Annotated in this window: 31 protein-coding genes; 19 read left to right on the top strand and 12 right to left on the bottom strand. The window is 69.0% G+C overall.

Annotated elements, in window-relative coordinates:
* The first annotated feature begins 3 nt into the window (after positions 1–3).
* The 4 genes from IE307_RS37865 (at position 4) to IE307_RS37850 (ending at position 4,553) form a co-directional block, all read left to right on the top strand.
* Entirely contained in the window at positions 4–1,188 is a 1,185-nt protein-coding gene (locus IE307_RS37865) for an ABC transporter ATP-binding protein (protein WP_191304271.1), read from the top strand.
* Between the two features lie 270 nt (positions 1,189–1,458).
* Positions 1,459–2,346, top strand: coding sequence for an SDR family NAD(P)-dependent oxidoreductase (locus IE307_RS37860; protein WP_191304270.1), 888 nt, complete (start codon positions 1,459–1,461; stop codon positions 2,344–2,346).
* Positions 2,347–2,441: 95 nt separating this feature from the next.
* Complete coding sequence (locus tag IE307_RS37855; protein WP_191304269.1) at positions 2,442–3,398, top strand: hypothetical protein; 957 nt, start codon at positions 2,442–2,444, stop codon at positions 3,396–3,398.
* A 162-nt stretch (positions 3,399–3,560) separates the two neighbouring features.
* Complete coding sequence (locus tag IE307_RS37850) at positions 3,561–4,553, top strand: hypothetical protein (protein WP_191304268.1); 993 nt, start codon at positions 3,561–3,563, stop codon at positions 4,551–4,553.
* Between the two features lie 4 nt (positions 4,554–4,557).
* Here IE307_RS37850 and IE307_RS37845 read toward each other — a convergent pair whose 3' ends face one another.
* Positions 4,558–5,031, bottom strand: coding sequence for a GNAT family N-acetyltransferase (locus IE307_RS37845; protein ID WP_191304267.1), 474 nt, complete (start codon positions 5,029–5,031; stop codon positions 4,558–4,560).
* A 17-nt stretch (positions 5,032–5,048) separates the two neighbouring features.
* Here IE307_RS37845 and IE307_RS37840 point away from each other — a divergent pair, with 17 nt between their 5' ends.
* The gene (locus tag IE307_RS37840; RefSeq protein WP_191304266.1) at positions 5,049–5,192 is read left to right on the top strand and encodes a hypothetical protein; all 144 of its coding nucleotides are present in this window, start codon (positions 5,049–5,051) and stop codon (positions 5,190–5,192) included.
* A 9-nt stretch (positions 5,193–5,201) separates the two neighbouring features.
* Here the strand turns inward: IE307_RS37840 and IE307_RS37835 are convergent, their stop codons facing one another.
* On the bottom strand, positions 5,202–6,068 hold the full coding sequence (locus IE307_RS37835; protein ID WP_191304265.1) for a ParB N-terminal domain-containing protein: 867 nt from the start codon (positions 6,066–6,068) through the stop codon (positions 5,202–5,204).
* Complete coding sequence (locus tag IE307_RS37830) at positions 6,058–6,729, bottom strand: metallophosphoesterase family protein (RefSeq protein WP_191304264.1); 672 nt, start codon at positions 6,727–6,729, stop codon at positions 6,058–6,060. Before IE307_RS37830 ends, IE307_RS37835 begins: the two co-directional genes overlap by 11 nt.
* Positions 6,730–6,794: 65 nt before the next feature.
* Here IE307_RS37830 and IE307_RS37825 point away from each other — a divergent pair, with 65 nt between their 5' ends.
* Complete coding sequence (locus IE307_RS37825) at positions 6,795–7,874, top strand: DUF2332 domain-containing protein (RefSeq protein ID WP_191304263.1); 1,080 nt, start codon at positions 6,795–6,797, stop codon at positions 7,872–7,874.
* On the opposite strand, the gene IE307_RS37820 is transcribed toward IE307_RS37825, so the two are convergent.
* Complete coding sequence (locus IE307_RS37820) at positions 7,858–8,235, bottom strand: hypothetical protein (protein ID WP_191304262.1); 378 nt, start codon at positions 8,233–8,235, stop codon at positions 7,858–7,860. The genes IE307_RS37825 and IE307_RS37820 overlap by 17 nt on opposite strands.
* Positions 8,236–8,374: 139 nt before the next feature.
* Positions 8,375–9,454: a magnesium/cobalt transporter CorA gene (corA, locus tag IE307_RS37815; protein WP_191304261.1), complete on the bottom strand. Its 1,080-nt coding sequence runs from the start codon at positions 9,452–9,454 to the stop codon at positions 8,375–8,377.
* A 287-nt stretch (positions 9,455–9,741) separates the two neighbouring features.
* Here corA and IE307_RS37810 point away from each other — a divergent pair, with 287 nt between their 5' ends.
* Positions 9,742–10,245: a MaoC family dehydratase gene (locus IE307_RS37810; RefSeq protein ID WP_191304260.1), complete on the top strand. Its 504-nt coding sequence runs from the start codon at positions 9,742–9,744 to the stop codon at positions 10,243–10,245.
* A 1-nt stretch (position 10,246) separates the two neighbouring features.
* The gene (locus IE307_RS37805; protein ID WP_191304259.1) at positions 10,247–11,242 is read left to right on the top strand and encodes a DUF2332 domain-containing protein; all 996 of its coding nucleotides are present in this window, start codon (positions 10,247–10,249) and stop codon (positions 11,240–11,242) included.
* A gap of 28 nt (positions 11,243–11,270) precedes the next feature.
* Here IE307_RS37805 and IE307_RS37800 read toward each other — a convergent pair whose 3' ends face one another.
* On the bottom strand, positions 11,271–11,684 hold the full coding sequence (locus IE307_RS37800) for an NUDIX hydrolase (protein WP_191304258.1): 414 nt from the start codon (positions 11,682–11,684) through the stop codon (positions 11,271–11,273).
* A 140-nt stretch (positions 11,685–11,824) separates the two neighbouring features.
* Between IE307_RS37800 and IE307_RS37795 the strand changes: the two genes are divergently transcribed.
* From IE307_RS37795 to IE307_RS37780, 4 genes are all read left to right on the top strand, one after another.
* Entirely contained in the window at positions 11,825–11,983 is a 159-nt protein-coding gene (locus IE307_RS37795) for a hypothetical protein (protein WP_170067890.1), read from the top strand.
* A gap of 65 nt (positions 11,984–12,048) precedes the next feature.
* Positions 12,049–12,609, top strand: a complete 561-nt coding sequence (locus IE307_RS37790) for a PH domain-containing protein (RefSeq protein ID WP_191304257.1) — start codon at positions 12,049–12,051, stop codon at positions 12,607–12,609.
* A gap of 36 nt (positions 12,610–12,645) precedes the next feature.
* Positions 12,646–13,503: a PHP domain-containing protein gene (locus tag IE307_RS37785; protein ID WP_373306073.1), complete on the top strand. Its 858-nt coding sequence runs from the start codon at positions 12,646–12,648 to the stop codon at positions 13,501–13,503.
* On the top strand, positions 13,457–14,128 hold the full coding sequence (locus tag IE307_RS37780) for a MarC family protein (protein ID WP_373306072.1): 672 nt from the start codon (positions 13,457–13,459) through the stop codon (positions 14,126–14,128). The genes IE307_RS37785 and IE307_RS37780 overlap by 47 nt, the downstream gene beginning before the upstream one ends.
* Here IE307_RS37780 and IE307_RS37775 read toward each other — a convergent pair.
* The gene (locus tag IE307_RS37775) at positions 14,125–14,427 is read right to left on the bottom strand and encodes an ArsC/Spx/MgsR family protein (protein ID WP_191304255.1); all 303 of its coding nucleotides are present in this window, start codon (positions 14,425–14,427) and stop codon (positions 14,125–14,127) included. The two genes, IE307_RS37780 and IE307_RS37775, sit on opposite strands and share 4 nt — an antisense overlap.
* Positions 14,428–14,469: 42 nt before the next feature.
* Here IE307_RS37775 and IE307_RS37770 point away from each other — a divergent pair, with 42 nt between their 5' ends.
* Together IE307_RS37770 and IE307_RS37765 are read left to right on the top strand one after the other, a co-directional pair.
* A complete protein-coding gene (locus IE307_RS37770) occupies positions 14,470–15,309 on the top strand; it encodes a RecB family exonuclease (protein ID WP_191304254.1) in 840 nt (279 codons plus the stop codon).
* An 854-nt stretch (positions 15,310–16,163) separates the two neighbouring features.
* Entirely contained in the window at positions 16,164–16,460 is a 297-nt protein-coding gene (locus IE307_RS37765; protein ID WP_191304253.1) for a hypothetical protein, read from the top strand.
* 241 nt (positions 16,461–16,701) lie between these two features.
* Here IE307_RS37765 and IE307_RS37760 read toward each other — a convergent pair whose 3' ends face one another.
* From IE307_RS37760 to IE307_RS37750, 3 genes are read right to left on the bottom strand one after another with little or no spacing between them, the layout of a single operon-like run.
* Positions 16,702–17,580, bottom strand: coding sequence for an alpha/beta fold hydrolase (locus IE307_RS37760; RefSeq protein ID WP_191304252.1), 879 nt, complete (start codon positions 17,578–17,580; stop codon positions 16,702–16,704).
* A 7-nt stretch (positions 17,581–17,587) separates the two neighbouring features.
* Positions 17,588–18,922, bottom strand: a complete 1,335-nt coding sequence (locus tag IE307_RS37755) for an Rv3212 family protein (RefSeq protein WP_191304251.1) — start codon at positions 18,920–18,922, stop codon at positions 17,588–17,590.
* Positions 18,923–18,927: 5 nt separating this feature from the next.
* Positions 18,928–20,559 (bottom strand): DEAD/DEAH box helicase, encoded by a 1,632-nt coding sequence (locus IE307_RS37750; RefSeq protein WP_373306075.1) that lies wholly within the window; start codon positions 20,557–20,559, stop codon positions 18,928–18,930.
* 206 nt (positions 20,560–20,765) lie between these two features.
* On the opposite strand from IE307_RS37750, the gene IE307_RS37745 reads away from it, so the two are divergent.
* Both IE307_RS37745 and IE307_RS37740 read left to right on the top strand, forming a co-directional pair.
* On the top strand, positions 20,766–21,410 hold the full coding sequence (locus IE307_RS37745) for a ferritin-like fold-containing protein (RefSeq protein ID WP_191304250.1): 645 nt from the start codon (positions 20,766–20,768) through the stop codon (positions 21,408–21,410).
* 43 nt (positions 21,411–21,453) lie between these two features.
* The gene (locus IE307_RS37740; protein ID WP_191304291.1) at positions 21,454–21,678 is read left to right on the top strand and encodes a DUF3107 domain-containing protein; all 225 of its coding nucleotides are present in this window, start codon (positions 21,454–21,456) and stop codon (positions 21,676–21,678) included.
* Positions 21,679–21,735: 57 nt separating this feature from the next.
* On the opposite strand, the gene IE307_RS37735 is transcribed toward IE307_RS37740, so the two are convergent.
* Positions 21,736–22,068, bottom strand: coding sequence for a DUF4873 domain-containing protein (locus IE307_RS37735; RefSeq protein ID WP_191304249.1), 333 nt, complete (start codon positions 22,066–22,068; stop codon positions 21,736–21,738).
* Between the two features lie 112 nt (positions 22,069–22,180).
* Here IE307_RS37735 and IE307_RS37730 point away from each other — a divergent pair, with 112 nt between their 5' ends.
* Positions 22,181–23,347, top strand: a complete 1,167-nt coding sequence (locus tag IE307_RS37730; protein WP_229905478.1) for an RNA-guided endonuclease InsQ/TnpB family protein — start codon at positions 22,181–22,183, stop codon at positions 23,345–23,347.
* A gap of 94 nt (positions 23,348–23,441) precedes the next feature.
* Here IE307_RS37730 and IE307_RS37725 read toward each other — a convergent pair whose 3' ends face one another.
* Positions 23,442–24,125, bottom strand: a complete 684-nt coding sequence (locus tag IE307_RS37725; protein ID WP_191304248.1) for a TetR/AcrR family transcriptional regulator — start codon at positions 24,123–24,125, stop codon at positions 23,442–23,444.
* Between the two features lie 62 nt (positions 24,126–24,187).
* On the opposite strand from IE307_RS37725, the gene IE307_RS37720 reads away from it, so the two are divergent.
* Positions 24,188–25,075, top strand: a complete 888-nt coding sequence (locus tag IE307_RS37720) for an AurF N-oxygenase family protein (protein ID WP_191304247.1) — start codon at positions 24,188–24,190, stop codon at positions 25,073–25,075.
* Positions 25,048–25,833 (top strand): alpha/beta fold hydrolase, encoded by a 786-nt coding sequence (locus IE307_RS37715; RefSeq protein ID WP_191304246.1) that lies wholly within the window; start codon positions 25,048–25,050, stop codon positions 25,831–25,833. The genes IE307_RS37720 and IE307_RS37715 overlap by 28 nt, the downstream gene beginning before the upstream one ends.
* The last annotated feature ends 29 nt before the right edge of the window (positions 25,834–25,862 follow it).

The raw sequence follows: 25,862 nt of genomic DNA, 5'->3' as shown, positions 1-25,862 counted from the left end.
CCAATGGCAGAGATCGTTCTGGACAAGGTGACCAAGCGGTACCCGGACGGCGCGTTGGCCGTCCAGGAGGTCAACCTGGAGATCGCCGACGGCGAGTTCATCATCCTGGTCGGACCGTCCGGCTGCGGGAAGTCCACCACGCTCAACATGATCGCGGGACTGGAGGACATCACCGACGGCGAGCTGCGCATCGGCGGGCAGCGCGTCAACGAGAAGGCGCCCAAGGACCGCGACATCGCGATGGTGTTCCAGTCCTACGCGCTGTACCCGCACATGACGGTGAAGGAGAACATGGCCTTCCCGTTGCGGCTGGCCAAGGTCGACAACGCCACGGTCGAGAAGAAGGTCAAGGAGGCGGCCGAGATCTTGGACCTCTCGCAACACCTCGACCGCAAACCGTCCAACCTGTCCGGTGGCCAGCGGCAGCGCGTGGCGATGGGCCGCGCGATCGTGCGCAGCCCCAAGGCGTTCCTCATGGACGAACCGCTGTCCAACCTGGACGCCAAGCTCCGCGTGCAGATGCGCACCTCGGTGTCGCGCCTGCAGAAGCAGCTGGGCACGACCACGGTGTACGTGACGCACGACCAGACCGAGGCGATGACCCTCGGCGACCGGGTCGTCGTCATGCGCGGCGGTGTCGTGCAGCAGATCGGCGCACCGCAGTTCCTCTACGAGCAGCCGGCGAACCTGTTCGTCGCGGGCTTCATCGGCTCCCCGTCGATGAACTTCGTGCCGGCCACGCTCGAGAACGGCGCGCTGCGGTCGGTCATCGGCGACGTCACGCTGACGGACCGGGTGCGGCAGCTGATCGAGGGCGCCGACGCGCCCCGCGAGGTGATCCTGGGCATCCGCCCCGAGCACTTCGAGGACGCGTCGCTGGTCGAGCCGGCGAAGCTGTCGGCGGGCGGCAAGTTCACGTCCCAGGTGGACGTGCTGGAGTCGATGGGCTCGGACAAGTACGCCTACTTCAACCTCACGGGCGAGCAGGCGGCCTCGGCCGAGCTCCAGGAGCTCGCGGCGGACGCGGGATCGGACGACGTGCCGGGTGACGGCATCTCGCTCGTGACGCGCCTGTCCTCGGCGTCCGGCGCGGTGGAAGGCGGCTCGTCGGAGATCTGGTTCGACGCGGACAAGGTGCAGCTCTTCGACCCGTCCAGCGGCAGGAACCTGACCTACACGGAACGGTGAATTCTCGTTTTCCGGGCCGCCTTCCCCACGCGGGGAGGGCGGCCTTTCCGTGTCACTCGATCGAGTGAGGTCCAAAGTCCTCTGTCCTGATGGGCCGATCAGTGCGGCGAAACTGCCGGGCCGAACTCGGTTCGCCATTGGGCGCTCGGCAGCGACATCTCATCGAAACGTGTCCCGCACCGCTTCGGAACCTCAGCACGCTGGACGAAGGCGGGTACAGGACCACAGGGGGGTCAGGGGAACCGCCGCCCGAGTGAAAGAGAGCGTGCCATGGGGATCCTGGACGGAAAAGCTGTCGTCATCACCGGGGCGGGCCGAGGACTGGGTGAGGCCTACGCCATGCACGCCGCCCTCGCCGGAGCGTCCGTGGTGGTCAACGACAACGACGGTGATCTGGCGGAACGGGTCGCCGAGCACATCCGCGAGTTCGGCGGGAGCGCCGTCGCCTCGAACCACACCGTCGCGGACCCGAGCGAGGCGGCCAAGATCGTCGACCTCTGCCTGGACGAGTTCGGCCGCGTCGACGGCCTGGTGAACAACGCCGGCCTGAACTACGAGACCGCGCCGTGGGAGGACGACCCCGAGACCATCAAGCACGTGGTCGAGGTGAACGTCCTCGGCGTCATCTACACCGGCATCGCGGCCATGCGCGCGATGCGGGCCACCGGTGGCGGTTCCATCATCAACATCTCCTCCGGCGCGTCGTTCGGCCAGCGCAAGCTCGCCACCTACTCGGCGACCAAGGGCGCGGTGGCCTCCCTGAGCTACTCGTGGGCCCTCGACCTGGAGGCCGAAGGCATCCGCGTCAACGCCGTGTGCCCCGTCGCGCACACGCGGATGGTGTGGAAGTCCGAACGCTCCCTGCGCGCCATCCCGGCCGACCGGACGCCGGGCAAGGTGGCGCCGCTGGTGCTGTTCCTGCTCTCCGACCGCGCCGAGGGCATCACCGGGCAGGTCATCCGGTGCAACGGCAGGCAGCTGCACATCGTCGGCCAGCCGTACTTCAAGCAGCCGATCCTGGAGAGCGACAACTGGGACACCGCTTCGGTGGAGCGGGCGTTCACGGGCGTGTTGCAGGCGCACCTCGAACCGTACGGGTTGGAGAAGAGGATGCCTCCCCGGCTCCGTGCGCTGGTGGAGCCTTCACAGACCGCCTGAGCGGGTGGGGGAGGCGTCGTCCGGTGCCCTGGGCGGCGCTTCCCCTGCTGGTCAACTGCGGACAGCCGTGCTTGACGCGGTGTTAGTTTCCGCCCGTGCCTCAGCTTCCCCCTTACGTGGACACCACTTTCGACGACGACGAACTGCTCCGGGCGGTCGTCGCGCTGGTGTCCGGTGACCTCGAGCCCGCCCTGGGCTTCCTCGCCGCCACCCGTGACGACCCGTACCGCCGTGAGCTCGCGGTGGACGTGCTCGGCGCCGCGGGCAACGCCGTGCTGCCCGCTCTGTTCGCCGCCGGGCAGGAACGGCCGGACGACGTGAACCTGTTGCTGCTGCTCGGTGTCGCGCAGAGCACGGCGGGCTGGGAATCGCGCGGCGGCGCATGGGCGAAGGACACGAGCGACGAGCAGTTCGACGGCCTGGTGACGTACACCCGGCGTGCGCGCGACACGCTTCACCGTGCCGCCGCGCTGGACCCCGGAGATGTGGCGCCGTGGGCCGCGTTGATGTCCGTGGCACTGGGCGCTCCCACCCATCGCGGCGAGGCCGCCGAGGTCTACGCCGAAGTCGTGAAGCGGGTGCCGGACCTGGTCAACGCGACGTTGCGCCGCCTGCAGTCGACGGCCCTGAAGTGGTACGGCAGCCACGAGGAGATGCTCGCGTTCGCCCGTTCCGGCGTCGCGGGCCTGCCGGACGGACACCCGTTGCTGTCCCTGGTCCCGATCGCGCACGTCGAGGTGCACCTCAAGAGGACGTCGAGCGGCGGCCGGCTGTCGCAGGCGTGGCAGGTGCTGACCACCGGCTACCTCAAGAAGCAGCGCGCCGAGGTCGATGCCGCGTCCGACCGTCTGCTCGCGGGCGCCGGCGGTCAGCCACATTCCCTGTGGGCGCATCAGATCTTCGCGGTGTACTACTACGAGGTCGGGGCGGCCGACCGGCTCGCCCGGCACCTGCCCCGGGCGGGGGAACGCGTGATGCGGTGGCCCTGGGGCTACTTCGGCAACCCGGCCGAGCGCTTCCGCAAGGCTCACGCGCTCGCCTCCGCCGGGTAGGTCCGGAGGCGGCAGGGGCGGTCCAGTCGTCGCCGCGGATGCCCACGGACAGTTATCGGCCTTGCGTTCGACGGTGCGCGCAGATGCGGCGTTCTGGTGACGTTTGCGCACGTCACACGGATGGTGGCCGAAATTGTCAGACCTGCCTGTCACCATCGGGACATGGCCGAGCGCAAACCCAGAGTCACCGACTGGAGACTCGTCGTGCAGTCCCGGTTGGACCGGGTCCGCGCGGATCTGGCTGCCCTCGGCCCGTCCGATCCGGTGGATCCGGAGGGCGACGTGTGGCGTCGCACGGCCGAGGAGCAGGCGTGTGTCGTCGAGGCGATGCTCAACGCCCGCGAGCCGTGGTGGCGCATGCTGCCGTCGTGGTGGTCGGGCTGGCACATCGAACGGGCCTGGCGCGCCCTGCACGAGGCCGAGGTGGCGACGATCTCGGCCGAGCGCGGTTTCCTGGGGCGGTTGCCGGGTCTGCGGGCGCGGGTGGCGCAGTACCTCGATGAGGACGATCCGCGCCGCCGTGCCCTGGAAGCGTTGCGGCCGGGGGAGTTCGCGCCCGCGGTCGAACGCGCGATCGTCGTGGACGCCCTGCGCGCCGCCTACGACAACTCGGACTTCGCGCACGCCGGGTCCCGCGCGCTGCGCAACAAGCTGATCGCCGCGTCCCTCGTGCTGTTCGTGATCAACACGGTCCTCGGGGTCGTCGGCATCGTGAAGCCGGGCATCATCCCGCTCTGCGTCGACCCGAAGGAGAACGCGCTGCCGACGGTGTGCCCCGGCGGCTCGGTGAAGGCGTCCGGTGTGGACGTCTGGCTCGTGCAGGTGCTCGGCGCGTTCGGCGCGGTCCTGGCCGCTGTGGTCCTGCTCTTACGCCGCCGGCCGTCGCTCTCGCCGTACGTGATGATCGGGTACCAGGCCCTCATCAAGATCATGCTCGGTGCGGCGCTGGCGGTGGTCGGGATCCTGGCACTGGGCGCCGGCGTCACCAGCGGGCTGATCGGCATCCCGTCGGCGGCGGCTCTGCTGCTGTGGGCGGTCATCTTCGGGTACGCGCAGCAGATCGGCACGCGGCTGCTCGACAAGTACACCGACGAGGTGCTGGACCAGGCGCGGCCGCTCCCGGACGCAGACGCGCCGCGCGTGGCGCCCCGGTGAGCGGTCAGCTCGTGCGCTGGTAGCTGATCAGCTCACCGGTGCTCGCGTACCGGCTGAAGCCCGCCTTCTCCAGCACTCGGGCGGAGGCCGGGTTGGACGGTTCGACGTTGGCGTGGACGGCGTGCACGTCGTCCCACCGCAGCGCGAACGCGGCCAGGGCGGCGGTCGCCTCCGAGGCGTAACCGCGCCCCTGGCGTGAGGGCACCACGCCGTACCCGATCTCCACACGACCGTCGGAAGGAGGCCAGAAGAGCCCCAGCGAGCCCACGACCTCATCGGTGGCCCGCTCGATGATCAGGCGGTGGCCGAACGGCGAGAGCCACGCCGGGTTGTCCACGAGCACGCCCACGATCACGGTGTCGCCCTCGGCCGGGAAGTCGGCGGCCCACGACGGCTCCCGCACCCCCTGTACGACGGCTTTCACGTCAGACTCGGTCCACGGGCGCAGGATCAGGCGTGCGGTCACAAGATCGGTCACGCTGGCACGCTAGTGGTGTGACACAGAACGTGGGCGGCGTGTCCGCGCTCAGCAGGGTCCGTCGCGGCACCTCCCCCACGCCCCCGTACCACCAGTACGAGGGCGTGGGGGAGGCACCACGACACACCCGTCTGACCACGAACACACCGGCAACGTTCTGAGCCACACCACTAGCCACGCGCGCCCTTGCCGTGCGAGCGGGTTTCCTCGCGCACGGCGTTGATGACGTCGGCGTCCCACCGGTGCGTGCGGATGAGCCGGTACCGCTCGGCCGCGACCCACATGTACGCCTCGGTCTCGGTCCTGTCGCTGACCATGTCGGCCTGCCGCAGCATGACCACGACCGGCTTGTACTCGTCGGCGTACCAGCGGCGGGCGACCTCGGCGCGGTCGAGGAACTGGCCCGTGTCCTGCATGAGCCGGAACCCCCACGCCTCGACGTGCTCGCCGAGCTGGGCGTAGTGCCACGGGTCGGACAGCACGACGGCGGCACGCGCCTCGCCGCTCAGCGGCACGCGTTCGAGGAACAGGCGCCGGTAGTCCTTCACGATCAGGTCGCCGCGGTACCGGATGCCGGAGGAGTTGATCCGGGTGATCACCTGCGTCACGTACGCGTCGATCACCGCCAGGCCCAGGGCGTGCGCCACCGAGACGCGGTGGTGGCCGTCCATGATGAAGTGCAGCTCGCCGACGCGGTACACCTCGATCGGCGGCACGCTCTCGCCCCGGCGCGCGGCCAGGGCCAGGCGCTGCCAGCGCTCGCGGACGCGGCTGGAGGTGGGGCGGAAGCGGCGGTCGAAGTCGCGGGTGCGGTCGACGCTGCCCACGATCGAGTCGAGCCGGATCGTCTGCAGCCCCAGGCGTTTCTCCGACGCCATGCCGAGCGCCTCCACGACCTCGTGGAACGGCAGCATGATGTTGACGTCGTCGGGCTCGCGGCGCAGCCAGGTCGCGAGCCGTGACATCACCTGGCTGCGGCGGGCTCGCTGGAAGTCGTTCTCGGCGTCGGCCGCGGGGAAACCCGTGTCACCTCTCATCGTGTCCTCCGGGGATGTCCAGCACCTTCAACGGAACGACGTTGACCACGCGCGTGGTTCCCAGCGTGCGGTCGGGACGCACGACTCCGTGCGGATGTATGTGGCCGTGCAGCATGAACGACGGTTGCAGCCGTGAGACGAGTCCGCGCAGGCAGTCGAAGCCCTTGTGCGGGCCGTCGGGTTCGTCGCCGCAGCCCAGCGGCGGTGAGTGGGTCAGCAGCACGTCCACGCCACGTCCGTCCCGCAGCCTGCGCCACCCGGCCAGCCGGGACACCCGGCGGGCACGGCGGGCCTGCTGCCGTTCCGTCCACTGGTTCGGGCCCTTGTTGTAGCGGATCGAACCACCGAGACCGGCGATGCGCAGCCCGGCGACGTCGACCACGCGTTCGTCCGCGTTCACCGCACCGGTTGGACCTGGCCAGCGCACCGGCACACCCGACTTGGTCCACAGGCCGCGCACGTTCGAGTAGCCCGACAGGTCGACGTCGTGGTTGCCGGGGACGAACACCAGCGGCTTGTCCAGCGCGTTGGCCAGGTGTTCCAGGTAGTCGAACGGCAGGTCGCCCGCCGCGAGGACCAGGTCCACGTCGGCGTGCTGGAACACCTTGTCGGTCCACAGCTGTTCGACGACCTCGTCCGCGACCACCAGAACCCGAGCCATTCCAGCAGCGTAATCAGGTCTTTCACCCCATGACGGGACACAGCGCCGCCGCTAGCGTGAACACCGTGCTTGCCGAGCTGTTCGCCGCGGCCGCCCACGGCTGCCGCGACCGCAGTCCGCTGACCCAGCGACTCCTCGCCGACGCCGCCGCCGACCTCGCGGCCGGGGGCGTCACGAGCAAGATCATGGCGGGCTCCGAGCGGGACCGGGCGGGCACGGCACCCGGCCTGCGGTTCGCGGGCGCCGTCCACCGCCTCGTGCTCGAAGGCCGCGCGCCGGGCCTCGCGAAGCACTACCCGACCGCCGGCGGCCGGCCGGACCTGCCGGCGCTGTGGGACGACGCGCTGCCCGCCCTCGCCGAGCACACCGGCCTGCTCCGGCACCGCGTCCAGGCCACGGTCGTGCAGACCAACGAACCCGGCCGCAGCGCACCCCTCTACGGCGGCCTGGTGGTCGCGGCGCAGGAGGCCGCGAAAGCCGCCGGCCGGCACGTGCCGTTCTGCGTGCGACTGCTGGAGGTCGGCGCGAGCGGCGGGCTCAACCTGCGCCCGCACCACGTCGGCTACCGGCTCGGGGACACGGTCCTCGGCGACCCGGACAGCCCGCTGGTGCTCGACCCCGGGTGGACCGGCAGGCCGCCGGCCGACCTGGGGCACCGGCTGCGCGTCGTCGGCAGGGCGGGCTGCGACCTCCACCCGGTCGACGTGTCCACAGAGGACGGACGGCTGCATCTGAGCTCGTTCGTCTGGGCGGACCAGCTCGAGAGGTGGAACAGGCTCAGAGACGCGCTCGACCTCGCGGCGGCGGACCCGGTGCGCGTCGAGCAGTCGCCGGGCCCGGAATGGCTGGCGGGACAGCTCGCCCGCGCCGAACGCGGAGTGCTCACCGTCGTGTGGCATTCCGTTGTGTGGCAGTACGTTTCACCCGCGGACAGGGCGATGGGCAGGGCCGTGCTGGCCGACGCGGCCGCGAAGGCGACACCGGCGGCACCGCTGGCGCTGCTGGTCTTCGAACCCCGCAGAACCGACGACGACTACCGGTTCGAGCTGCTGCTCAAGCTGTGGCCGGCCGGGATCTCGCTGAACCTCGGCCACGGCGCCGGTCACGGCACGCCGTTCACCTGGGACGTCAGCCCCTGGGGGTGAGCACCGGGTTGATCACGTACCGGCCGTCCCGCGTCTCCACGGGCAACCGGAACTCCGCACGCGTGCCGGCATGCGTGTACTCGACGACGACGGCGCCGTCGCGGTAGGCGCCGCGCTCCACCGACGCGCTCTGGAAGTGGTCGGCGGTGGACTTCGCGACGTCCTCGCCGCCGACCGCGAGCAACGGCTCCAGCTTGTGGAAGTCGTGTGCCCGCAACGCGGTGGTCACCTCGGAGGCGAGCTCGTCCGGTGACGCGGCACCCGGTTCCGGCCAGAACGCGACGGCCACGAACACCATCACGATCCAGCCCATCGGCAGCGCCAGCAGCCAGAACCGGATGTTCCTCAGCCGTGCGCGCACGTCAGGGCGTTCCGCTGATCAGCACGAACACGGTGGTGATCCAGCAGAGCAGGAACGCGAGGATCCAGAAGCGGATGTTGGTGAGGATTCTGGTCATGACAAACCTCTTCTACAACGAACAAAGCAGGCGAGATCGGGACTAGAGCCAGCGATTTCGGCGCAGTATTCGGTAGAGGGTCAGGCAGGCGATGAGGATCAGGCTGAGGATCAGCGGGTAGCCGAACCTCCACTTGAGCTCGGGCATGAACTCGAAGTTCATGCCGTACACGCCGACGACCATGGTGGGCACGGAGATGATCGCGACCCACGAGGTGATCTTGCGCATGTCGGTGTTCTGCTGCAGCGTGATCTTCGCGAGCGTCGCGTCGACCAGCGTCGTCAGCAGCTCGTCGAACGCGGTGACGCGCTCGGAGACCTCGGTGAGGTGGTCGTCGACGTCGCGGAAGAACGCCCGCACCTGCTCGGGGATGAGCGGCGTGTAGCCCTCCGCCAAGCGCCGCAACGGGTTCGCGAGCGGCATGACCGCGCGGCGCAGCTCCACGACCTCGCGCTTGAACATGTAGATCTGCTCCGCGCTCACCTCGGTGCGCGGCGCGAAGACCCGTTCCTCCATGCGGTCGATGTCGTCCTCGATGTGATCGGTGACCTCGAGGTAGTTGTCGACCACCTGGTCCGCGATCGCGTGCATCACCGCGGACGGGCCGATCTCCAGGCGCTCCGGGTCGGCCTCCAGCACGTGCCGCAGCTTGGAGAGACCGGAGTGGTTGCCGTGCCGCACGGTGATGACGAAGTCCTTGCCCAGGAACACCATGATCTCGCCGGACTCGACGATCTCGTTGGCGGTGTCGGGGTGCTCGTTCGTCACGTAGCGAACGGTCTTGAAGACCATGAAGAGCGTGTTGTCGTACCGCTCGAGCTTCGGGCGCTGGTGCGCGTGCACCGCGTCCTCGACGGCGAGCTCGTGCAGTCCGAACGTTTCGGCGATGCCCTCGATCTGCTCCGCGTCCGGCTCGTGCAGTCCGATCCAGACGAAGCCGTCCTTGCGCTTGCGCACCTCTTTGACGGCGTCGGTGTGCGTCCACCGGCCGGGCAACCGCTTGCCGTCCACGTACACCGCGCAGTCGACGACGTAGTGCGACAGCGGGACGGGCACGTGCGGAGCTTGCCCCGCTGGGCCGCGCTGGGAGCCTCGTCCGCGGATCGAGGGCAGGCTGGGCATGGTGAGTTCCTCCAGGTACACACGCCGGCGTGTTGTGCGAAAGCACGACGGGCGTCCTGACCCGGTGGAACTGGAACGTTCTAGACGGAGCTAGAAGGCCACCTCGGTGAGGACGCGCTTGGTACTGGCAGGGTGGGGGTCCTTGCTCATTTAGGGGTCCTCACCTCCTCGGGGCGAAGTCGACGGTGGTGGAAATCCTCACACACCGGTTGCCGAGGGTACTCCCTCCGTGTGAAGACTGTCTCCCCACCTGGGACAGATCTCGATCACACGTAGCTGGAGGCGCGGTGCAGTTCGGTCGGTACTACGAGGAGTTCGAGGTCGGCGCGGTCTACAAGCACTGGCCCGGCAAGACGGTGACGGAGTACGACGACCACCTGTTCTGCCTGCTCACCATGAATCACCACCCGCTCCACATGGACGCGAACTACGCGGAGAACACGACGGACTTCGGCAAGAACGTCGTCGTCGGCAACTACATCTACTCGTTGCTGCTGGGCATGTCCGTGCCCGACGTCTCCGGCAAGGCGATCGCGAACCTCGAGATCGAGTCGCTGCGGCACGTGAAGCCCACGTTCCACGGTGACACGATCTACGGTGAGACAGAGGTGCTCGACAAGACGCCGTCCAAGTCGAAGGACGACCGGGGCGTGGTCTACGTGGAGACCCGCGGCTACAAGCAGGACGGCACGGTCGTGTGCGTCTTCAGGCGCAAGGTCATGGTGCCGAAGCAGTCCTACGGCGACGCCCGCGGTGGCGAGCAGCCGGGGCGCCCTGAACCCAAGGAGTGAAGTGACTTCTCTGGACCTGGCACAGCAGCGTCTGCGCGCGTTCGCGGAGGAGGCTTCGGCCATCTCGCCGCTCTACGAGCACCTGGCGTCGCGCGCTGCCGAGGATCCGGAGGTCGCCGACCTGCTGACCGCCGCCGGCGAGGACAACGCCACGGGCGAGCTCCTGCTGGCGGCGGCGCACCGGCTCGTGCAGGCGGAGCCGTTCCACCGGCTCTCGAACTACTACCCGTCGCTCGGCGGGACGTACGGCGCGGACGAGAGCACCTGGCCGTTGTTCCGGGACTTCCTGCTCGAACGCGCCGACCGCGTGCGGGCACTGGTGAGCTCGCAGGTGATCCAGACCAACGAGGTGAAGCGCGCGGCACTGCTCTACCCGGCCGTCGTGGCCGCGGCGAAGCAGGCGGGCGGGCCGATCGGCCTCGTGGAGGCCGCGACGACCGCGGGCCTGCTGCTCGGCCTCGACCAGTACTCGTACCGCTACCAGACCGCGGAGGCGGGCCAGCTCGTCGCCGGCCCGGCCAAGGCCGCGCTGGGGCTGCACTGCGCGCTGGAGCTCGCTCCGGGCGCCGCGCTGCCGAAGCTGCCCAAGACGGTCAAGGTCGCCGCGAAGGCCGGCATCGGCGTCGCGCCCGCCGACCTCGCCGACGAGGACGCCTACGCGTGGCTGGAGGCCTGCGTGTGGGCCGACCAACCGGAACGGCTGCGGCTGTTCGGGGTCGCCTGCGGGGTGCTGCGCAAGAACCCGCCACGCCTGGTGACCGGTGACCCGGTCGCGGACCTCGCCAAGGCCGTCGAGCCGATCGACGCACCGCTCGTCGTCATCACGAGCGGGTCCGGCCTCGACCTCGCGCCTGCTTTGTCGGCTTTGGGCAGACCTGCCTGGTGGGCCGCGCACGAGGCCGGTGAGCTGCGGCTGGTCCGATTCGGTGATTCAGGCGTGGAGACGACGGTTCTGGCGACCACCGAGGCCCACGGGCAGCGTCTCGTTTGGCACTGAACGCTCGCCTCGATCGCGTGAACCCTGTTCAGCCCCTGGGCAGGCAGTTCCAGTCGGAGAGCGCTTCCACGAGGCCGTCCGTGGTGGGAAGTGTGTGCAAGGTCGCACTGTCCACCCAAGCGGCATCCGATGCGTCGTCGCCCGCTCGGAGCACACCCGATGTGACCTGGCATTCGTAGTCGAAGATCCGGAAAACCCCGTCCGGGGCCGGTCGCTCCACGTGGCCGACGAGCCGTCCGACGGTGACGGAGAGTCCCGTCTCCTCGACGAGTTCCCTAGTCACAGCCGCCTCATCGGTCTCACCCGGCTCCACGCGCCCGCCTGGTATCGACCACATGCCCTCACCAGGCGGGTTGGCGCGTCGCACGAGCAGTAATCGCCCGAACGAGTCATGGACGACGGCTCCGACGCAACGGATCGTGCGCTTGCTGCTGGGCGTCACGATCACGAAGCGTAGTCACACCGGAACGGCGGTGCTGTCCGCTACCCCGGCTGCGGTACAAATCTCCCAAGGTGCTGAATCGTGCTGTACAACGGTCACGAACGGCGCCAAACGGGTGCGACGCGGACGGGGTGGACACCGTGAACTTGAAGAAGATTCTCACTTTCGCTGGAATCGCCTTGCTGCTCTTCTTCCTCATCGCCGAGCCCCAGCAGGCGGCCCAACTCGTGCAGAACATCCTCAACTCGCTGCGAACTGCGGCTGAGGCCCTGATCACCTTCGTGCGACAATTGTTCTAGTTCCCCGGGTTCGCCCAGGAGCAGGACCGAGCACGGGCTGGCATCAGGAAAGGGCTGGTAGCCGCATGTTCGCACCACGTGATCCGGACGACTACCTCCTGCCGAGCGAGCGTCGGGTCATCCGTGTGCGCAGGCACTGGTCCTACCTGATCTGGGACGTCCTGGAGGCGGCGGCGCTGCTCGCCGGCTTCATGATGATCTCGTACCTGCTCCCGGCGGACGCGACCATCATCCAGAACGTGCTCTGGTACGGGGCTCTGCTCGTGCTGCTGCGCGTCGCGTACTTCATCATCGAGTGGTGGGTGGAGCGCATCGTCGTCACCGACAAGCGCTTCATGCTGACCTCGGGCGTCTTCGAGACCAAGGTCGCGATGATGCCCATCACCAAGGTCACCGACCTCACCTACGAACGCACCGTGGGCGGGCGCATGCTCGGCTACGGCACGCTCATCGTGGAGTCCGCAGGTCAGATCCAGGCGCTCAACCGCCTGGAGTTCCTGCCGAACCCCGAAGAGGTCTACGACGCCATCTCGGAACTGACCTTCGGCGACAAGAAGGCCCAGGCCGAGCGGTTCTCGATGATCAAGGCCCAGCGCGCCGCGCGCGGCAAGAAGATGGTCCCGTAACACCGGTCGTGCACCACGTCGTCCACACTGGACGACGTGGTCATCGATCTGCACACCCATTCGTCCGAGTCCGACGGCACCGACAGCCCCGCCGACCTGGTGAGGGCGGCGTCCCTCGCGGGGCTCGACGCGGTGGCGATCACCGACCACGACACGGCGGCCGGGTGGGCGGAGGCCGAGGCGGCACTGCCGTCGGGCCTGCGGCTCGTGCGCGGCGCCGAGCTCTCGTGCTCCTCCGCCGACGGCTACGGCCGCACCATCACCGTTCACCTGCTGGCGTACCTGTACGACCCCACGCACGCCATGCTCATGAAGGAGCAGTCACGCCTGCGTGAGGAACGGCGTTCGCGGCTGCAGAAGATGGCCGAGATGATGCAGGCCGACGGCTTCCCGATCGACCCGGTCGACCTGATGTCCCGCCTGCCGTTCGACGCCCCGGCCGGCCGCCCGCACCTCGCCCAGGCACTGATCCGCGCCGGCGTGGTGACGTCGGTCGACGAGGCGTTCGCGACGTTCCTGACGGGCGGCCAGTACTACGTGGGCCGCACCGACACCCCCGTCGAGCGCGCGATCGAGATGATCACCGAGGCCGGCGGCGTCACCGTGCTCGCCCACCCCTTCGCCCGCTCCCGCGGCCCCGTCGTCGCGCCCGACGTCGTCCGCGACCTGACCTCGGCCGGTCTGGCCGGTGTCGAGGTCGACCACCCGGACCACGACCAGGAGACGCGCCGGTCACTGCGGTCGCTGGCCGACTCGCTGGGCCTCGTCGTCACCGGGTCGAGTGACTACCACGGCACGAACAAGACAGTGCGGCTCGGCGCGGAGACGACGGCGCCGGAGATGCTGGATGCTCTGGCCGAGAGGGCGACAGGCTGCAAGATCCTCGTCGGATAGGGCGGTGCTCGGCGTGTTCGACGTGCGGTTGTTCATCGAGGCCTCGATCACGCTGCTGGTGATCATGGACCCGCCCGGCACCGTGCCCGTCTTCCTCGGGCTCGTGGGCCGCAAGTCCCGCGAGGCCCGCAAGAGCGCGGCGCGGCAGGGCGTGCTGGTGTCGTTCCTGGTGATCACGCTGTTCGCCGTCGCGGGCAACTCGATCCTCGCGTACATGCACATCGGCATCCCCGCCCTGCAGGGTGCGGGCGGGCTGCTGCTGTTGCTCATCGCCCTGGACCTGCTCACGGGCAAGGGCGCGACCAACCACCCCGAGGTCGAAGACGTCAACATCGCCCTCGTGCCGCTGGGCACGCCCCTGCTGGCCGGACCCGGCGCGATCGCCGCGACGATCGTGTTCGTCCGCCAGGCCGACGGTTGGGGCTCCTACTTCGCGCTGGCCGCGGCGATCGTGGCCGTGCACCTCGTGCTGCTGGGGACGCTGCGATCCGCCGGCCTGCTCATCAAGGTGTTCAAGGAGAGCGGCATCCTGCTGATGGCCAAGATCGCCGGCCTCCTGCTGGCCGCAATCGCCGTGCAACTCGTCGCGTCCTCCGTGCAGGGCTTCATCACCTCGGGCGTCTAACGCTCGATGCGCGCCTTGTCGCCGTTGATGACGATCGGCCGCTCGATGAGGCTCGGGTTGGCGACCATGTGCTCGATCCACTTCGCGCGATCGTGCTCCAACGTCGCCGGGTACGCCGCCTCCTTGGTGCGGGCGATCTCCCACGGCTCCTTGCCCAGGAGCTTCAGAACGTGGTCGAGCTCTTGGGCGGACGGAACGTCGTCGAGGTAGCGCCGTTCGGTGTAGGCGATGTTGTCGTCGTCCAGGCGCTGCTTCGCCGCGCGGCTCTTCGAACAGCGGGGGTTGTGCCAGATCTCCATGCGGTGCATTTTCTGTCAGGGGTGCTGAGTAACTTGGTTGGGGTGGAACAACTCGGCTTCGACTTCGGCACCGCGGCCCCCCGCCGGCTCGTGCGCGTCACCCCCGCGAAGCTCTCGACGTGGACGAGTTGCCCGCGCCGCTTCCGCATGGCTTACCTGGACCGCCCCTCCCCACCCCGCGGCGGCGCCTGGGCCCACAACACCTTGGGCGCAGTCGTGCACAACGCCCTGAAGGCCCTCTTCGACCTGCCCCCGGACCGCCGCACCCCCGACCAGGCCGTGGCGCTGCTGAACCGCCAGTGGAAGTCAGAAGGCTTCCGCGACGTCGACCAGGCCACCGAATACCGCACCCGCGCCCAAGGCTGGGTCCACGAGTACGTCTCCGCCCTGGACGTCGACTTCGAACCACTCGGCGTCGAACGCTGGGTCTCCTCCCCGACCGACCGCATCGTCGCCGAGGGCCGGGTGGACCGCATCGACCACCGCGACGGCGAACTCGTCATCGTCGACTACAAGACCGGCCGCCACGTCCTCACCTCCGACGACGCCCGCGGCTCCCAGGCCCTGGCCTTGTACGCCCTCGCTGCCCGCCGAACCCTCCGCAAACCTTGTCGTCGTGTTGAGCTGCACCACTTGCCCTCTGGCTCGGTCGCAGCTTGGGAGCACACGGAGGAGTCGCTGGCTCGGCACGTTCGCCGGGCTGAGGAGGCGGCGGATGAGATCGATCTGGCTACCGAGACCTTGAAGGCTGGTGGGGATCAGGAGGTTCTGTTTCCGCCGGTTACCGGGAGGCAGTGTCAGTGGTGCGATTTTCGGCGGAGTTGTCCGGAGGGGCAGGCGGCGGCGCCTTCGTTGGAGCCTTGGGCGTTGTTGGCGCCGTAGGTGCCCCTGTGGATAACTTCGGGGGGCTGTGGATAGCTGGGAACTGGTGGGGTGGGTTTGGCGTTGCGTGATGAGGAAGGCGCGCGGGGGAGCGGCGGGCTCGGGAGTGGGGCGCTGGTGGCTGGCTCGGACTGCGGACTTGGGTGGCGGGCTCGGACGGTGGGCTCGGACGGCGGACTGCGGGCTTAGACGGTGGGCTCGGACGGCGGGCTCGGACGGCGGGCTGAGGCAGTGGGCCTTCTGCGGCGAGTTCGGGCGGCGAGTTCGGGCGGCGAGTTCGGGCGGCAGACTCGGGTGGCAGACTCGGGCACCGAGTTCCGACGACGGGCTTGGGCGGCGGGCGCCGTCGGTAGGTCTGGGCGGCGAGTTCGGGCGGCCGGCTTCGGCTGAGGGCTGCGGCGGTGGCTCTCGCGACCGGTTCCGACGACGGGCTTGGATGACGGCTTGGATGGCTGGCTCGGGCATGGTGTTCTGGCGGCGGGCCCAGGTGGCGGCGGACTCGGGCGGCTGGCTTGAGCGGTGAGTTCGGGCGGCAGGCTCGGCAGCGAGTTCGGATGACGGGCTTCGGCGGCGTGCTCAGTCGGCAGGGTTCAGGCGGCTAGTTCAGCCGGCGGGCTTAGGCGGTGGATTCGGCTGGTGAACTCCTGCGGGGGCTTGGGCGGTGGATTTGCCGACGGTCTCCCCCGGAGCTTGTGCGGCGAGTTCGGGCGGCGAGCTCCGGCGGTGGTTCGGGTGGCAGGCTCCGACGGCGCTGGAAGGGTGCCTGGAGTGCGGCTTTTGTCGTAGCGGTGCCAAGGCCGTCCGGGTCATGACTGCCTGCGTGCCCCCGGACCCGTAGGGTGGCCGGAGTGGAAGTGGAAGCAGCAAAGCGGCCGTCGCGGACCTACGGAATCCTGCGCGCCGTGAGCGGTGTGCTCGCGGTGGGCTTGGTGCTGCTCGCCCTGGGGAACATCGGCGTCCAGTTCTACGCGAACTCCCGCGACCTGCCGGGGCCGGGCACGTTGTCCGTCGTCGCGCACGTGGTGGCGGCGTTGCTGGTGGTCGCGGCGCAGATCGTGGCTGACCGGTACGCGGACTGGAAGGCGCCGGTCGCCTCGTTCGTGGTGCTGGTCGTGAGCGGTGCGACGCTGTGGACGTTCTGGTGGGCCTGAGTCGCCCCTGAGTTGTTCGGCCGCACGTCTCGCACGAACCTGCGGGCAAGCGGCCTACGAGCCGTTTGCCCGCGACTGTCACCACTGCCAGGCGCTATCCACGCCCGGCGCGACAGCCAGAACGTCTGTGATCACGCCAAGACGCGGGTGACCGTCCAACCGTCCACCCCGCGAAGCCGCGCACCCACGCACGCAGCCGAGGCCTCCACGCAGCCCACCGGAAGCTCACCCAGTGGGGTGCTCAGGACGTGAGCCAGGCCCTCCACGTCGGCAGGAGCGTGGCGATGAGGTCCAGCGGAGCCTCGGTGTTCGGCGAGTGCATCACACCCGGCAGCACCGCGAAGTCCGCGTCCAGCCGCTCCGCCATGTCGCGCTGGGAGGCAGGCGTCCACGCGTCGTCCGCATCTCCGCACACCACCAGACAAGGCGTGCCGGAAGACCGGAGGGCGCGGCCGAGCTTGGCCACCTGGTCCGGTTCGAAGCGCAGGCCGTTGCCCATGCCCAGCAGGGCCGCGGCCTTCGACTTGAGGAACCTGGTGCGGTAGAAGTCTTTCAGCTCCTGCGGGAGCACGGCGTACGCCGGGTTCTGCTGGGAGCGGAGCTCGTTGAGCCTTTGGGTGCCCTCGACGCCCTGTTCGGCCAGCACGTGTTCGCCGACGTCCAGCACCGTGCGGCGGTCGCCCGCCGGCAGTTCCGACGGGCCCGTGGACAGCAGGGTCAGGCCGGAGATCGGGGCGCCGGCGAACACCGCGGCGCGGGAGACGAGGCCGCCGTAGGAATGGCCCAGCAGCAACACCTTGCGGCCGTCCGCCGCGGTTTTGCCGATCAGTTCGGCCAGCACTGATCCCAGGGGGCCTGGGCGGTAGAGGGCCTCGTCGTCGGGGCCCTCGGAGTCCTGTTGGCCCGGGAGGTCGATGGCGACCACCTCGAAGCCCGCGTCCGCGATGGGGTCGATCATCGGGGCGAAGTCCTCTTTGGACCCCGTGTAGCCCGGTACCAGCAGCACGGTGGTGCGCATCGTGTCGTCGCCCTTGGCCGGGGCTCGCAGGGCCGCGATCGTGCCGTAGCGGCCCTGGAAGTCGACGCGGTGCGCCCGGTGCGGGCTGATCTGCGAGTACACGCCTGAACTATCGCAGTGCGACCAGGGTTTCGCCACGCTGCTCGAGCACGACCGGACCTGCTGTGGCGAGTTGCACAGGGCCTGTGTGGCCCTCGCGGTTCAGGCGGATCGTGCCCACGACGGCGCCGGTGGCCTGCTCGTACACGCGCAGGCCTTCCTGCACGGGGACGACGGCGCGGCCCGCGAGGGTGGTGCCGGCGCCCAGGGTGCCCTCGGCGGTCCACAGTGGAGTGAGGGTCTCCAGCGACAGCGAGATGGTGCGGGAACCGCTGAACCAGAAGGCGTTCGTCTTGGTGGTGAAGACGCGCGACACGTGGTTCGGCGGGTCCGTGAAGTCGGCCTCGGGGACGTCGATCGGCGCTTCGCTGACCTGGTTGCCGGTCTCGGCGTCGTAGATCAGCAGCCGGCTCGGGTTCGGCACGGCCACGGCCACGAGCTTGCCCGTGATGGCGACGACCTGGGCGTTCTTCGCGCCGGTGACGGAGCTGCCGAACACCTTCGGCTCGTCGGACTTGTCCGGGTTCGGCTTGAGGATCGTCACGCGGTCCGACGCGTCGTCCGGGCAGCGCTCGATCATCGCGAACCTGCCGGACGTGACGGCCACCGAGCCGTACGTGCAGCCGGTGCGCGGCTGCTTGCCGGGGTTCACGATCGCGCGCAGGCTGCCGTACTCGAGCGAGCGCACCAGGTCGTCGCGGCGGTAGACCTCGACGAACTTCGAGCCGGTGGTGATCAGGTGCGAACCCTCGTTGAGCAGCGCCGTGCCCGGTTCCGCGTCGCCGTTTCGCTGCGCCCGCCGCTCGCCGGTGACACCGTCGAGCGAGGTGAGCTCCGAGCAGTTCTCGCCCTTGGAGTACAGGGCCATGGCCCTGCCCCACGCGGCGCTCACCACGCACAGCGACAGGTCGCGCTTGTAGGTCCACCGCACGTCCCCGGTCAGCGGGTCGCGCCCGGTGACCTCACCGCCGTCGCCGGTCACGACCGTCGAGGGCTTCTCCTCGCCGGTGTCCTTCGACGGGGTCTGCACGACCACCGGCGCCAACGACGCTCCGCTCCGAGCCCGCCACACCTCGGCGAGCGACGGCGGCAGCGCCGCCACCTCGGGCAGCGGCGCCCACGACGACGGCCCGGTGACCGACGTCGTGGCGCGAGCATCGCTGAACGCCCAGGTCAGCACGGACGCGATGATCGAGACCACCGCGATCAGCGCGACCGCGACGAAGTCGGCGCGGGTGCGCCAGGACCGGGCGGGCGGACGTTCCTCGACGGGCGGCGCCGCTTCGTGCGCGGGCTCGTCGAGGACGTCCTCGACGTCGGTGACGTCGGAACCGGGGGACGACATGGTGATCAGTCTGCCGAAGGAGCGGCCTGTTCGGCAGAGCTTCGGCGACGCCGGCGCCTGCGCGGCTTGTCGGAGGCCGACTTCTCGGCGCCTTCGGAGGCCGACGGCTGCGCCTGCTCGCCCTCCGCCGTCACGCCGCCACGGCTGCGCGTGCGCGAGCGGGACCGCTTCGGCCTGGTCTCCTCGCTCGCCTCCGGTGCCTGCTCGGCACCCGCGGGGGAGGAGCCGGTCCGGCGGCCACCGCTGGTGCTGGTGCGGCGCTTGCGCTTGCCGGTGTCGAGCTTCTCCTCCTCCTCGGCGTCGAGGCCCGCGCGGGTGCGGTGGCTCAGCGGCAACCGGCCCGTCGAACCGGACGGGATGCCCAGGTCGTGGAAGAAGTGGTCGGACGTGGAGTACGTCTCCACCGGCAGCGGCTGGCCGAGGCCCAGCAGGTCGTTGACCGACGCCCAGCGGTGCGTCTCGTCCCAGTCGACGAACGTGATGGCGACACCCGTGCGCCCGGCACGGCCCGTGCGGCCGATGCGGTGGACGTACGTCTTCTCGTCCTCGGGGCACTGGTAGTTGATGACGTGCGTCACGTCGTCGATGTCGATGCCGCGCGCGGCGACGTCGGTGGCGACGAGCACGTCGACCTTGCCGTTGCGGAACGCGCGCAGCGCCTTCTCGCGCGCGCCCTGGCCCAGGTCGCCGTGCACGGCGGCCGCGGCGAACCCGCGCTCGGTCAGGTCGTCGGCGACCTTCTGCGCGGTGCGCTTGGTGCGGGCGAAGACCATGGTCAGACCGCGGTCGCGGGCCTGCAGCGCGCGGGCCAGCATCTCCGGCTTGTCCATCGAGTGCGCGCGGTAGACGAACTGCGAGGTGTTCTCGTGCGTCTGGCCGGCGTCGTTCTCCTCGGCCCGGATGTGCGTCGGCTGGTTCAGGAACGTGCGGGCCAGCGTGATGATCGGGCCCGGCATGGTCGCGCTGAACAGCATCGTCTGCCGCTCGTCCGGGACCATGGTGAGGATGCGCTCGATGTCGGGCAGGAAGCCCAGGTCGAGCATCTCGTCGGCCTCGTCGAGCACCAGCATGCGGACCTTGCCGAGCACCAGGTGGCGCTGCTCGGCCAGGTCGAGCAGGCGGCCGGGCGTGCCGATGACGACGTCGACGCCCTTGCGGAGCTGCGCGATCTGCCGCTCGTACGGGATGCCGCCGTAGATCGCGGCGACCTTCAGGTCCAGGTGCTTGCCCGCGTCGGTCAGGTCGTGCGCGACCTGCAGGCACAGCTCACGGGTCGGCACGACCACCAGGGCCTGCGGGGTGCCGTCGCCGGGGATCTCGACGCGGTGCAGCAGCGGCACGCCGAACCCGAGGGTCTTGCCGGTGCCGGTGCGCGCCTGGCCGATGACGTCGTCACCGGCGAGCGCGATGGGAAGGGTGAGCTCCTGGATCGCGAAGGTCCGTTCGATGCCGGCCTCGCTGAGCGCCTTGACGATCTCTTCACGCACGCCGAGCTCGGCGAACGACGGGGAAGTGGGTGCAACCGGGGCGTCTGCCAGCAACGGGTGCGACGTGTCGTCTTCGGGGACTCCGGCCTCGCTGTGTTCCAGGAGAACCGGGTCCAGATGTGCTTCTACTTCAGCGGTCAGGGTGATCAGCCTCTCTCGTACCAAGCGCGTACGAGCCCTGCCGGGCCTCTCGACCGCGCTTGGAGAATCAGCTGCGGGAAAGGTGTACGCGCACCATTTCTGCGCCTGCCCAGGAAGAAGATCTGAGCTTCAGCGTGGTCGTCACACTCGTCACGCCGGGCGTCCGGCCCCCATTCTACCTGGCAGGACACATTTGACCACTAGAGTTCGGTCTCATGGGTGTTGCGGAGGGTGTTGTCGATCTTCTGGGAGCGCTTGCATATGGCGAGCTCTCGGCTTTCGACCGGATGACGGAGGACTCGCGCACGGCGCCGACATTGGCGGGACGCGCGGCGCTCGCGCAGATGGCCGCAGCGGAGATCGGCCACTTCACGCTGCTGCAGAAGCACCTGGCCGCGGAGGGCATCGCCGTCGAGGACGCGATGGCGCCGTTCGTGAAGGGTTTTGACGCGTTCCACGAGTCGACGAGCCCCAAGTCGTGGCTCGAGTCGCTCGTGAAGGCGTACGTGGGCGACGGGCTCGCCGCCGACTTCTACCGCGAGGTGGCGACGTGGCTCGAAGACGAGCCGACGAAGGAGCTCGTGCTCCACGTGCTCGCCGACACGGGCCATTCGGCGTTCGCTGAACGCGAAGTCCTGGCCGCCGTCGAGTCCGATCCGAGGGTCCGCGACCGGCTCGCGCTGTGGGGCCGGCGGCTGCTCGGCGAGGCGTTGACGCAGGCCCAGTACGTGGTGGCGGAGCGGGACGGCCTCTCGGAGCTGATCGTCAGGGGCTCCGGGGACCTCGCCGGCATCGGTCAGCTGTTCCGCCGGCTTCAGCAGTCGCACGCGCGGCGCATGACGCAGCTGGGTCTGGGCTAGGTAGGCTCGGTCCTAGATTTTTCTCTTGAGCACGGAGGTCAGCGTGGAGGTCAGGATCGGCGTCGCGGACAGCGGGCGCGAACTCGTCGTGACCAGTGAGCTCAACCCGTCCGAGGTGGAGTCCCTGGTGGCGGACGCGGTGTCCGGCAAGTCCAGCGTGCTGTCGCTGGTGGACGTCAAGGGTGCGCGGTTCGTCGTGCCCGCTGGCCGCGTCGCGTACGTGGAGATCGGCCCGCAGGACTCGCGCAAGGTCGGGTTCGGCGCCTGAGTCGCCAGAACGGAGAAAGGCCCCGGTCATCACGACCGGGGCCTTTTCCGTGAGCGCTCAGTGCTCGACCGGCTCCTCGATCTTGTACGGCGGCGTGGACGTGCCGCCGACCCGGTAGCGGCCCCACGGGTCCTGGTCCGTGAGCGTCCCCTCGGCCTCACCGGTGGGGGTGCGCAGCAGCGCGGTGCGCGCGCCGCCCTCGACCCGGCTCGTGACGTCGTCGTGGGACTTCACGCGGCCGTACCAGTGATAACGGCCGTCGATCGGCTGGAAGTAGCCCCGCAGCTCGACCTCGACGGCGACCTCGGCGGCCTCCCCGGTCTTGCCGGCGGCGAAGACGAGCGTCGCCGGACCCGTGTAGCCCTCTTCGTCGTGCTCGTGCTCGCTCATCGACACTCCAATTCGCGGTTGTGCAGGCCTTGAGGAAGAGACGATCCGATCAACCCGGTAGATCGGAGACAAGTGCCTGGTGCAAGAATGTGGACTTGTGGGGAGGTTGCTGGTGAAGCGGGCTTTCAAGTTCCGCTTCTATCCAACGGACGTGCAGGCTGCGGAGCTGACGCGCACATTCGGGTGTGTACGTCTGGTCTACAACAAGGCCTTGGCAGTCCGAGCTGCAGCATGGAGCGACGAGCAGCGGAACATCTCGTACAGCGACACTTCTGCGATGCTGACGGGTTGGAAGAAGTCGGAAGACCTTGCCTTTCTGAGTGAAGTGTCGTGTGTCCCGTTGCAGCAGTCTTTGCGGAACCTGCATGGAGCGTTCGCGAACTTCTTCGCCAAGCGTGCTCGGTATCCGCGGTTCAAGTCGAAGAAGAAGTCTCGTGCTGCTGCCGAATACACGCGGTCGGCATTCCGTTGGCGTGATGGCCGCCTGACGCTGGCTAAGATGTCCGAGCCGCTGGCGATCGTGTGGTCCCGTCCTCTGCCTGTCGGGTCGATGCCGTCGACGGTCACGGTGAGCAGGGATCGTGCAGGACGTTGGTTCGTTTCGATGCTCGTGGATGACTTCGTGGAGCATCATGCCCCCACGACTTCCGCTGTAGGCGTGGATGCTGGGGTGACGGCGTTGGTGACGCTCTCCACTGGGGAGAAAATTGCGAACCCACGGCACGAGGAAAAAGAGCGGGTGCGCCTCGCCAGGGCGCAGCGCCTCCACGCCAGGAAGCAGAAGGGCTCGAACAACCGAGAGAAGTCGGGACGCAAGATTGCGCGCTTGCACGCGCGTATCGCCGATAGGCGCACTGACTTCCTGCACAAGCTGACGACTCGCTTCGTTCGTGAGAACCAAACGATCGTGATCGAGGATCTGAACGTCAAAGGCATGCTGCGCAACCGCCGGCTTGCACGAGTTATCGCCGACGCCTCGTGGTCGCAGCTGCGTCGTTTGCTGGAATACAAGGCCGCGTGGCGAGGTCGCCAAGTGATCGTGGTAGACCGATGGCTGCCCTCGAGCAAAATATGCTCGAAATGTGGACATCGGGTAGGTGTGATGTCGTTGAACGTACGGGAATGGCAGTGTCCTTGTGGGGACGTCCACGACCGTGACGTGAACGCGGCGAAGAACATCCTGGCCGCCGGGCTGGCGGTTGCTGCCTGTGGAGACGGTGTGAGACCGACCCAGCGTGAACTGGTGAGGCATCTGTCGGAACCTCCCTACCGAGGGTGAAGAAGCAGGAATCGCCTGGTGTGAACCCGACACGTCTCCGCCGTCGAGCGGGGGGAAGCCAACAGTCCACCAATCGCAGGACGATGGGTGGCCGTCAATCCACCAATCGCAAAGGGGTGAGGGGCTGTGCGGGGTCCGCCTGGATGCCCGCCGACCGCAGCAGCCCGTCGATGGCGTGCCAGATCAGCGTGGCGAGGTAGTCGCTGAGGTTCGCGCGGGACATGGTCTGGCGGTCGAGCCACCAGTCGCCCGCGTTCTGCACCATGCCGACGAGCGCGTGCGCCCACGGTTCGGCGCCGCCGGAGTCCATGTCGAAGGAGCGCAGGTAGTCGCCGAGGATGCGCGCCAGCGTGGTCGCGATGAGGTTCTTGTCCTCCGCGACCAGGTCCTTCTCCACCGGGCGGTCGACGAAGGAGCCCTTCACCACGAACTTGTAGAGGTTCGGGTTCTCCTCGATCACCGACAGGTAGGCGTCGACGATCCCCGCGATGCGGCCGCGGATCGGGCCGTCGGCGAGCAGTGCCGGGCCCATGCGGTCCATCAGCAGCTCGGTGGCCTTCTGGCCCACCGCCAGATACAGGTCGGACTTGTCGGTGAAGTGCCGGTAGAGCACGGGCTTGCTGACGCCGGCCTCCGCGGCCACGTCGTCCATGCCCACGTCGGGGCCCTTCTTGGCGACCGCGGCGATCGTGGCCTCCACGAACTCCGCCCTGCGCTGCTCGCGGTGACCCTTCCACCGCTCACGTCGCGCGTCCGGCCCCTTGACAGTGCGTGCCATGTGACGCACGCTACCAGAAGTAACCGTTACCTCAAGTAACACTTACCGGGGAGGGTCAACCGATGAGGGTCGCCGATCGGGAGAAGACCGCGGAACGGCTGCTCAAGTCGTCCGCCGAGAAGTTCTACGACCCCGAGGTGGACATCGACTGGTCCGCACCTCTGGTCGATGGCCTCTTCTACATCCCTGAACAGCGCATTTCGCTCTACGGCACGCCTCTCTACGACACGCTCACGCAGGAGCAGCGCATCGAGCTGTCGAAGCACGAGCTGGCGTCCATCGCGTCCGTCGGCCTGTGGTTCGAGCTGCTGCTCATGCAGATGCTGGTCAAGATGGTCTACAACACCGACCCGACCACGCGGCACGCCCAATACGCGCTGACCGAGGTCGCCGACGAGTGCCGTCACTCGACGATGTTCGCGCGTCTGGTCGAGCGGATCGGCTGCCCCGCCTACGGGCCCACGAAGCACACGCACCGCCTGGGCAAGCTGCTGCCGATCATCGGCTACGGCCCCGCGATGTACGGCTCGATCCTGGTCGCCGAGGAGATCCTCGACCGGCTGCAGCGCGAGGCCATGACCGACGACACCATCCAGCCGATCGTGCGGATGGTGAACCGCATCCACGTGCTCGAGGAGGCCCGTCACGTGCGGTTCGCCCGCGAGGAGCTCCTGCGCGGCGTGGACGAGCTCAAGGGCTACGAGAAGCCGTACCAGAAGTGGCTGGTCGGGTTCGTGTCAATGATGATCACGCGCGCGATCATCAACCCCGACGTGTACGCCGCCGTCGGGCTGGACGTGCGCGAGGCCCACCGCCAGGCGCTCGCCAACCCGAAGTTCCAGGAGACCATCCGCTGGTCCGGGGAGCGGATCATGACGTTCCTGAACGAGGCCGGACTCGTGGGAAGGCCGGGGATGCGCTCATGGCGTCGCTCGTTCTTGCTCGGCTGAACGTCGTCACGTCGGGACCCGCGTCCTCCGACGTGACCGCCGTGCTGCTGCACGGCTGGACCATGGACCTCACCACGTGGGACCGCGTCGCCGCCGCACTGCCCGGCCGGGTCGTGCGCTACGACGTGCGCGGTCACGGGCTTTCGGCCGGCACGGGCACCGGCACCATCGCGGACCTGGCCGACGACCTGGCGGCCGTGCTGGACAAGCACGTGCCCACCGGGCGGATCGTGCTCGCCGGCCACTCGCTGGGCGGCATGACGATCATGGCGCTGGCCGAGCAGCGCCCCGAGCTGTTCGAGCGCGTGTCGGGCGTGGCGCTGATCGCCACCTCGTGCGGCAACCTGCCGCGGCAGAGCGGCGTGGAACGGCTCGCGGGCAAGTGGCTGGTCAAGCGGCCGAAGGTCGGGTTCGGCCGCGTGCTCGCGCCGGGCCTGCGGGTGACGTTCGGGCGGCGTCCGCGCTGGGCCGACGTGCGGGCCGCCGCGGCGATGGCCGGGAACACGTCCGGTGAGGCGTTCGTCGGGATCCGCGAGGAGCTGACGCTGCACCAGCGGCGGGAGGCGCTCGCGGTGCTGTCGGAGATCCCGACCGTGGTCATGGCCGGGTCGTGGGACGTGCTGACGCCCATGAGGCACTCGCGGGTGCTGGCCGACGCGCTGCCCTCGGCGGAGTTCGTGATCTACCCGAAGACCGGGCACATGCTGCCGCTGGAACGCTCCGGGGACGTGGCCAGACGGATAGCCGCCCTGATGTGACAGCGCCGATGTGACCGCACGAAGAAGGG

The sequence above is a fragment of the Lentzea cavernae genome (genome assembly GCF_014653695.1).
In the GTDB taxonomy this organism is placed as follows: Bacteria; Actinomycetota; Actinomycetes; order Mycobacteriales; family Pseudonocardiaceae; genus Lentzea; species Lentzea cavernae.
The sequence above is the reverse complement of the archived record's forward strand: the minus strand, read 5'-3'. Positions and strand labels throughout refer to the sequence as shown.

Excerpts from the sequence above, each read along its gene's own strand:
- IE307_RS37850 (WP_191304268.1), top strand. The coding sequence starts at position 3,561 with ATGGCCGAGCGCAAACCCAGAGTCACCGACTGGAGACTCGTCGTGCAG.
- IE307_RS37780 (WP_373306072.1), top strand. The coding sequence starts at position 13,457 with ATGCTCTGGCCGAGAGGGCGACAGGCTGCAAGATCCTCGTCGGATAGG.
- IE307_RS37715 (WP_191304246.1), top strand. The coding sequence starts at position 25,048 with ATGGCGTCGCTCGTTCTTGCTCGGCTGAACGTCGTCACGTCGGGACCC.
- IE307_RS37725 (WP_191304248.1), bottom strand. The coding sequence starts at position 24,125 with ATGGCACGCACTGTCAAGGGGCCGGACGCGCGACGTGAGCGGTGGAAG.
- IE307_RS37720 (WP_191304247.1), top strand. The coding sequence starts at position 24,188 with ATGAGGGTCGCCGATCGGGAGAAGACCGCGGAACGGCTGCTCAAGTCG.
- IE307_RS37745 (WP_191304250.1), top strand. The coding sequence starts at position 20,766 with ATGGGTGTTGCGGAGGGTGTTGTCGATCTTCTGGGAGCGCTTGCATAT.
- IE307_RS37735 (WP_191304249.1), bottom strand. The coding sequence starts at position 22,068 with ATGAGCGAGCACGAGCACGACGAAGAGGGCTACACGGGTCCGGCGACG.
- IE307_RS37775 (WP_191304255.1), bottom strand. The coding sequence starts at position 14,427 with ATGGAGATCTGGCACAACCCCCGCTGTTCGAAGAGCCGCGCGGCGAAG.
- corA (WP_191304261.1), bottom strand. The coding sequence starts at position 9,454 with ATGCCCAGCCTGCCCTCGATCCGCGGACGAGGCTCCCAGCGCGGCCCA.
- IE307_RS37830 (WP_191304264.1), bottom strand. The coding sequence starts at position 6,729 with ATGGCTCGGGTTCTGGTGGTCGCGGACGAGGTCGTCGAACAGCTGTGG.
- IE307_RS37865 (WP_191304271.1), top strand. The coding sequence starts at position 4 with ATGGCAGAGATCGTTCTGGACAAGGTGACCAAGCGGTACCCGGACGGC.
- IE307_RS37755 (WP_191304251.1), bottom strand. The coding sequence starts at position 18,922 with ATGTCGTCCCCCGGTTCCGACGTCACCGACGTCGAGGACGTCCTCGAC.
- IE307_RS37790 (WP_191304257.1), top strand. The coding sequence starts at position 12,049 with ATGTTCGCACCACGTGATCCGGACGACTACCTCCTGCCGAGCGAGCGT.
- IE307_RS37860 (WP_191304270.1), top strand. The coding sequence starts at position 1,459 with ATGGGGATCCTGGACGGAAAAGCTGTCGTCATCACCGGGGCGGGCCGA.
- IE307_RS37835 (WP_191304265.1), bottom strand. The coding sequence starts at position 6,068 with ATGAGAGGTGACACGGGTTTCCCCGCGGCCGACGCCGAGAACGACTTC.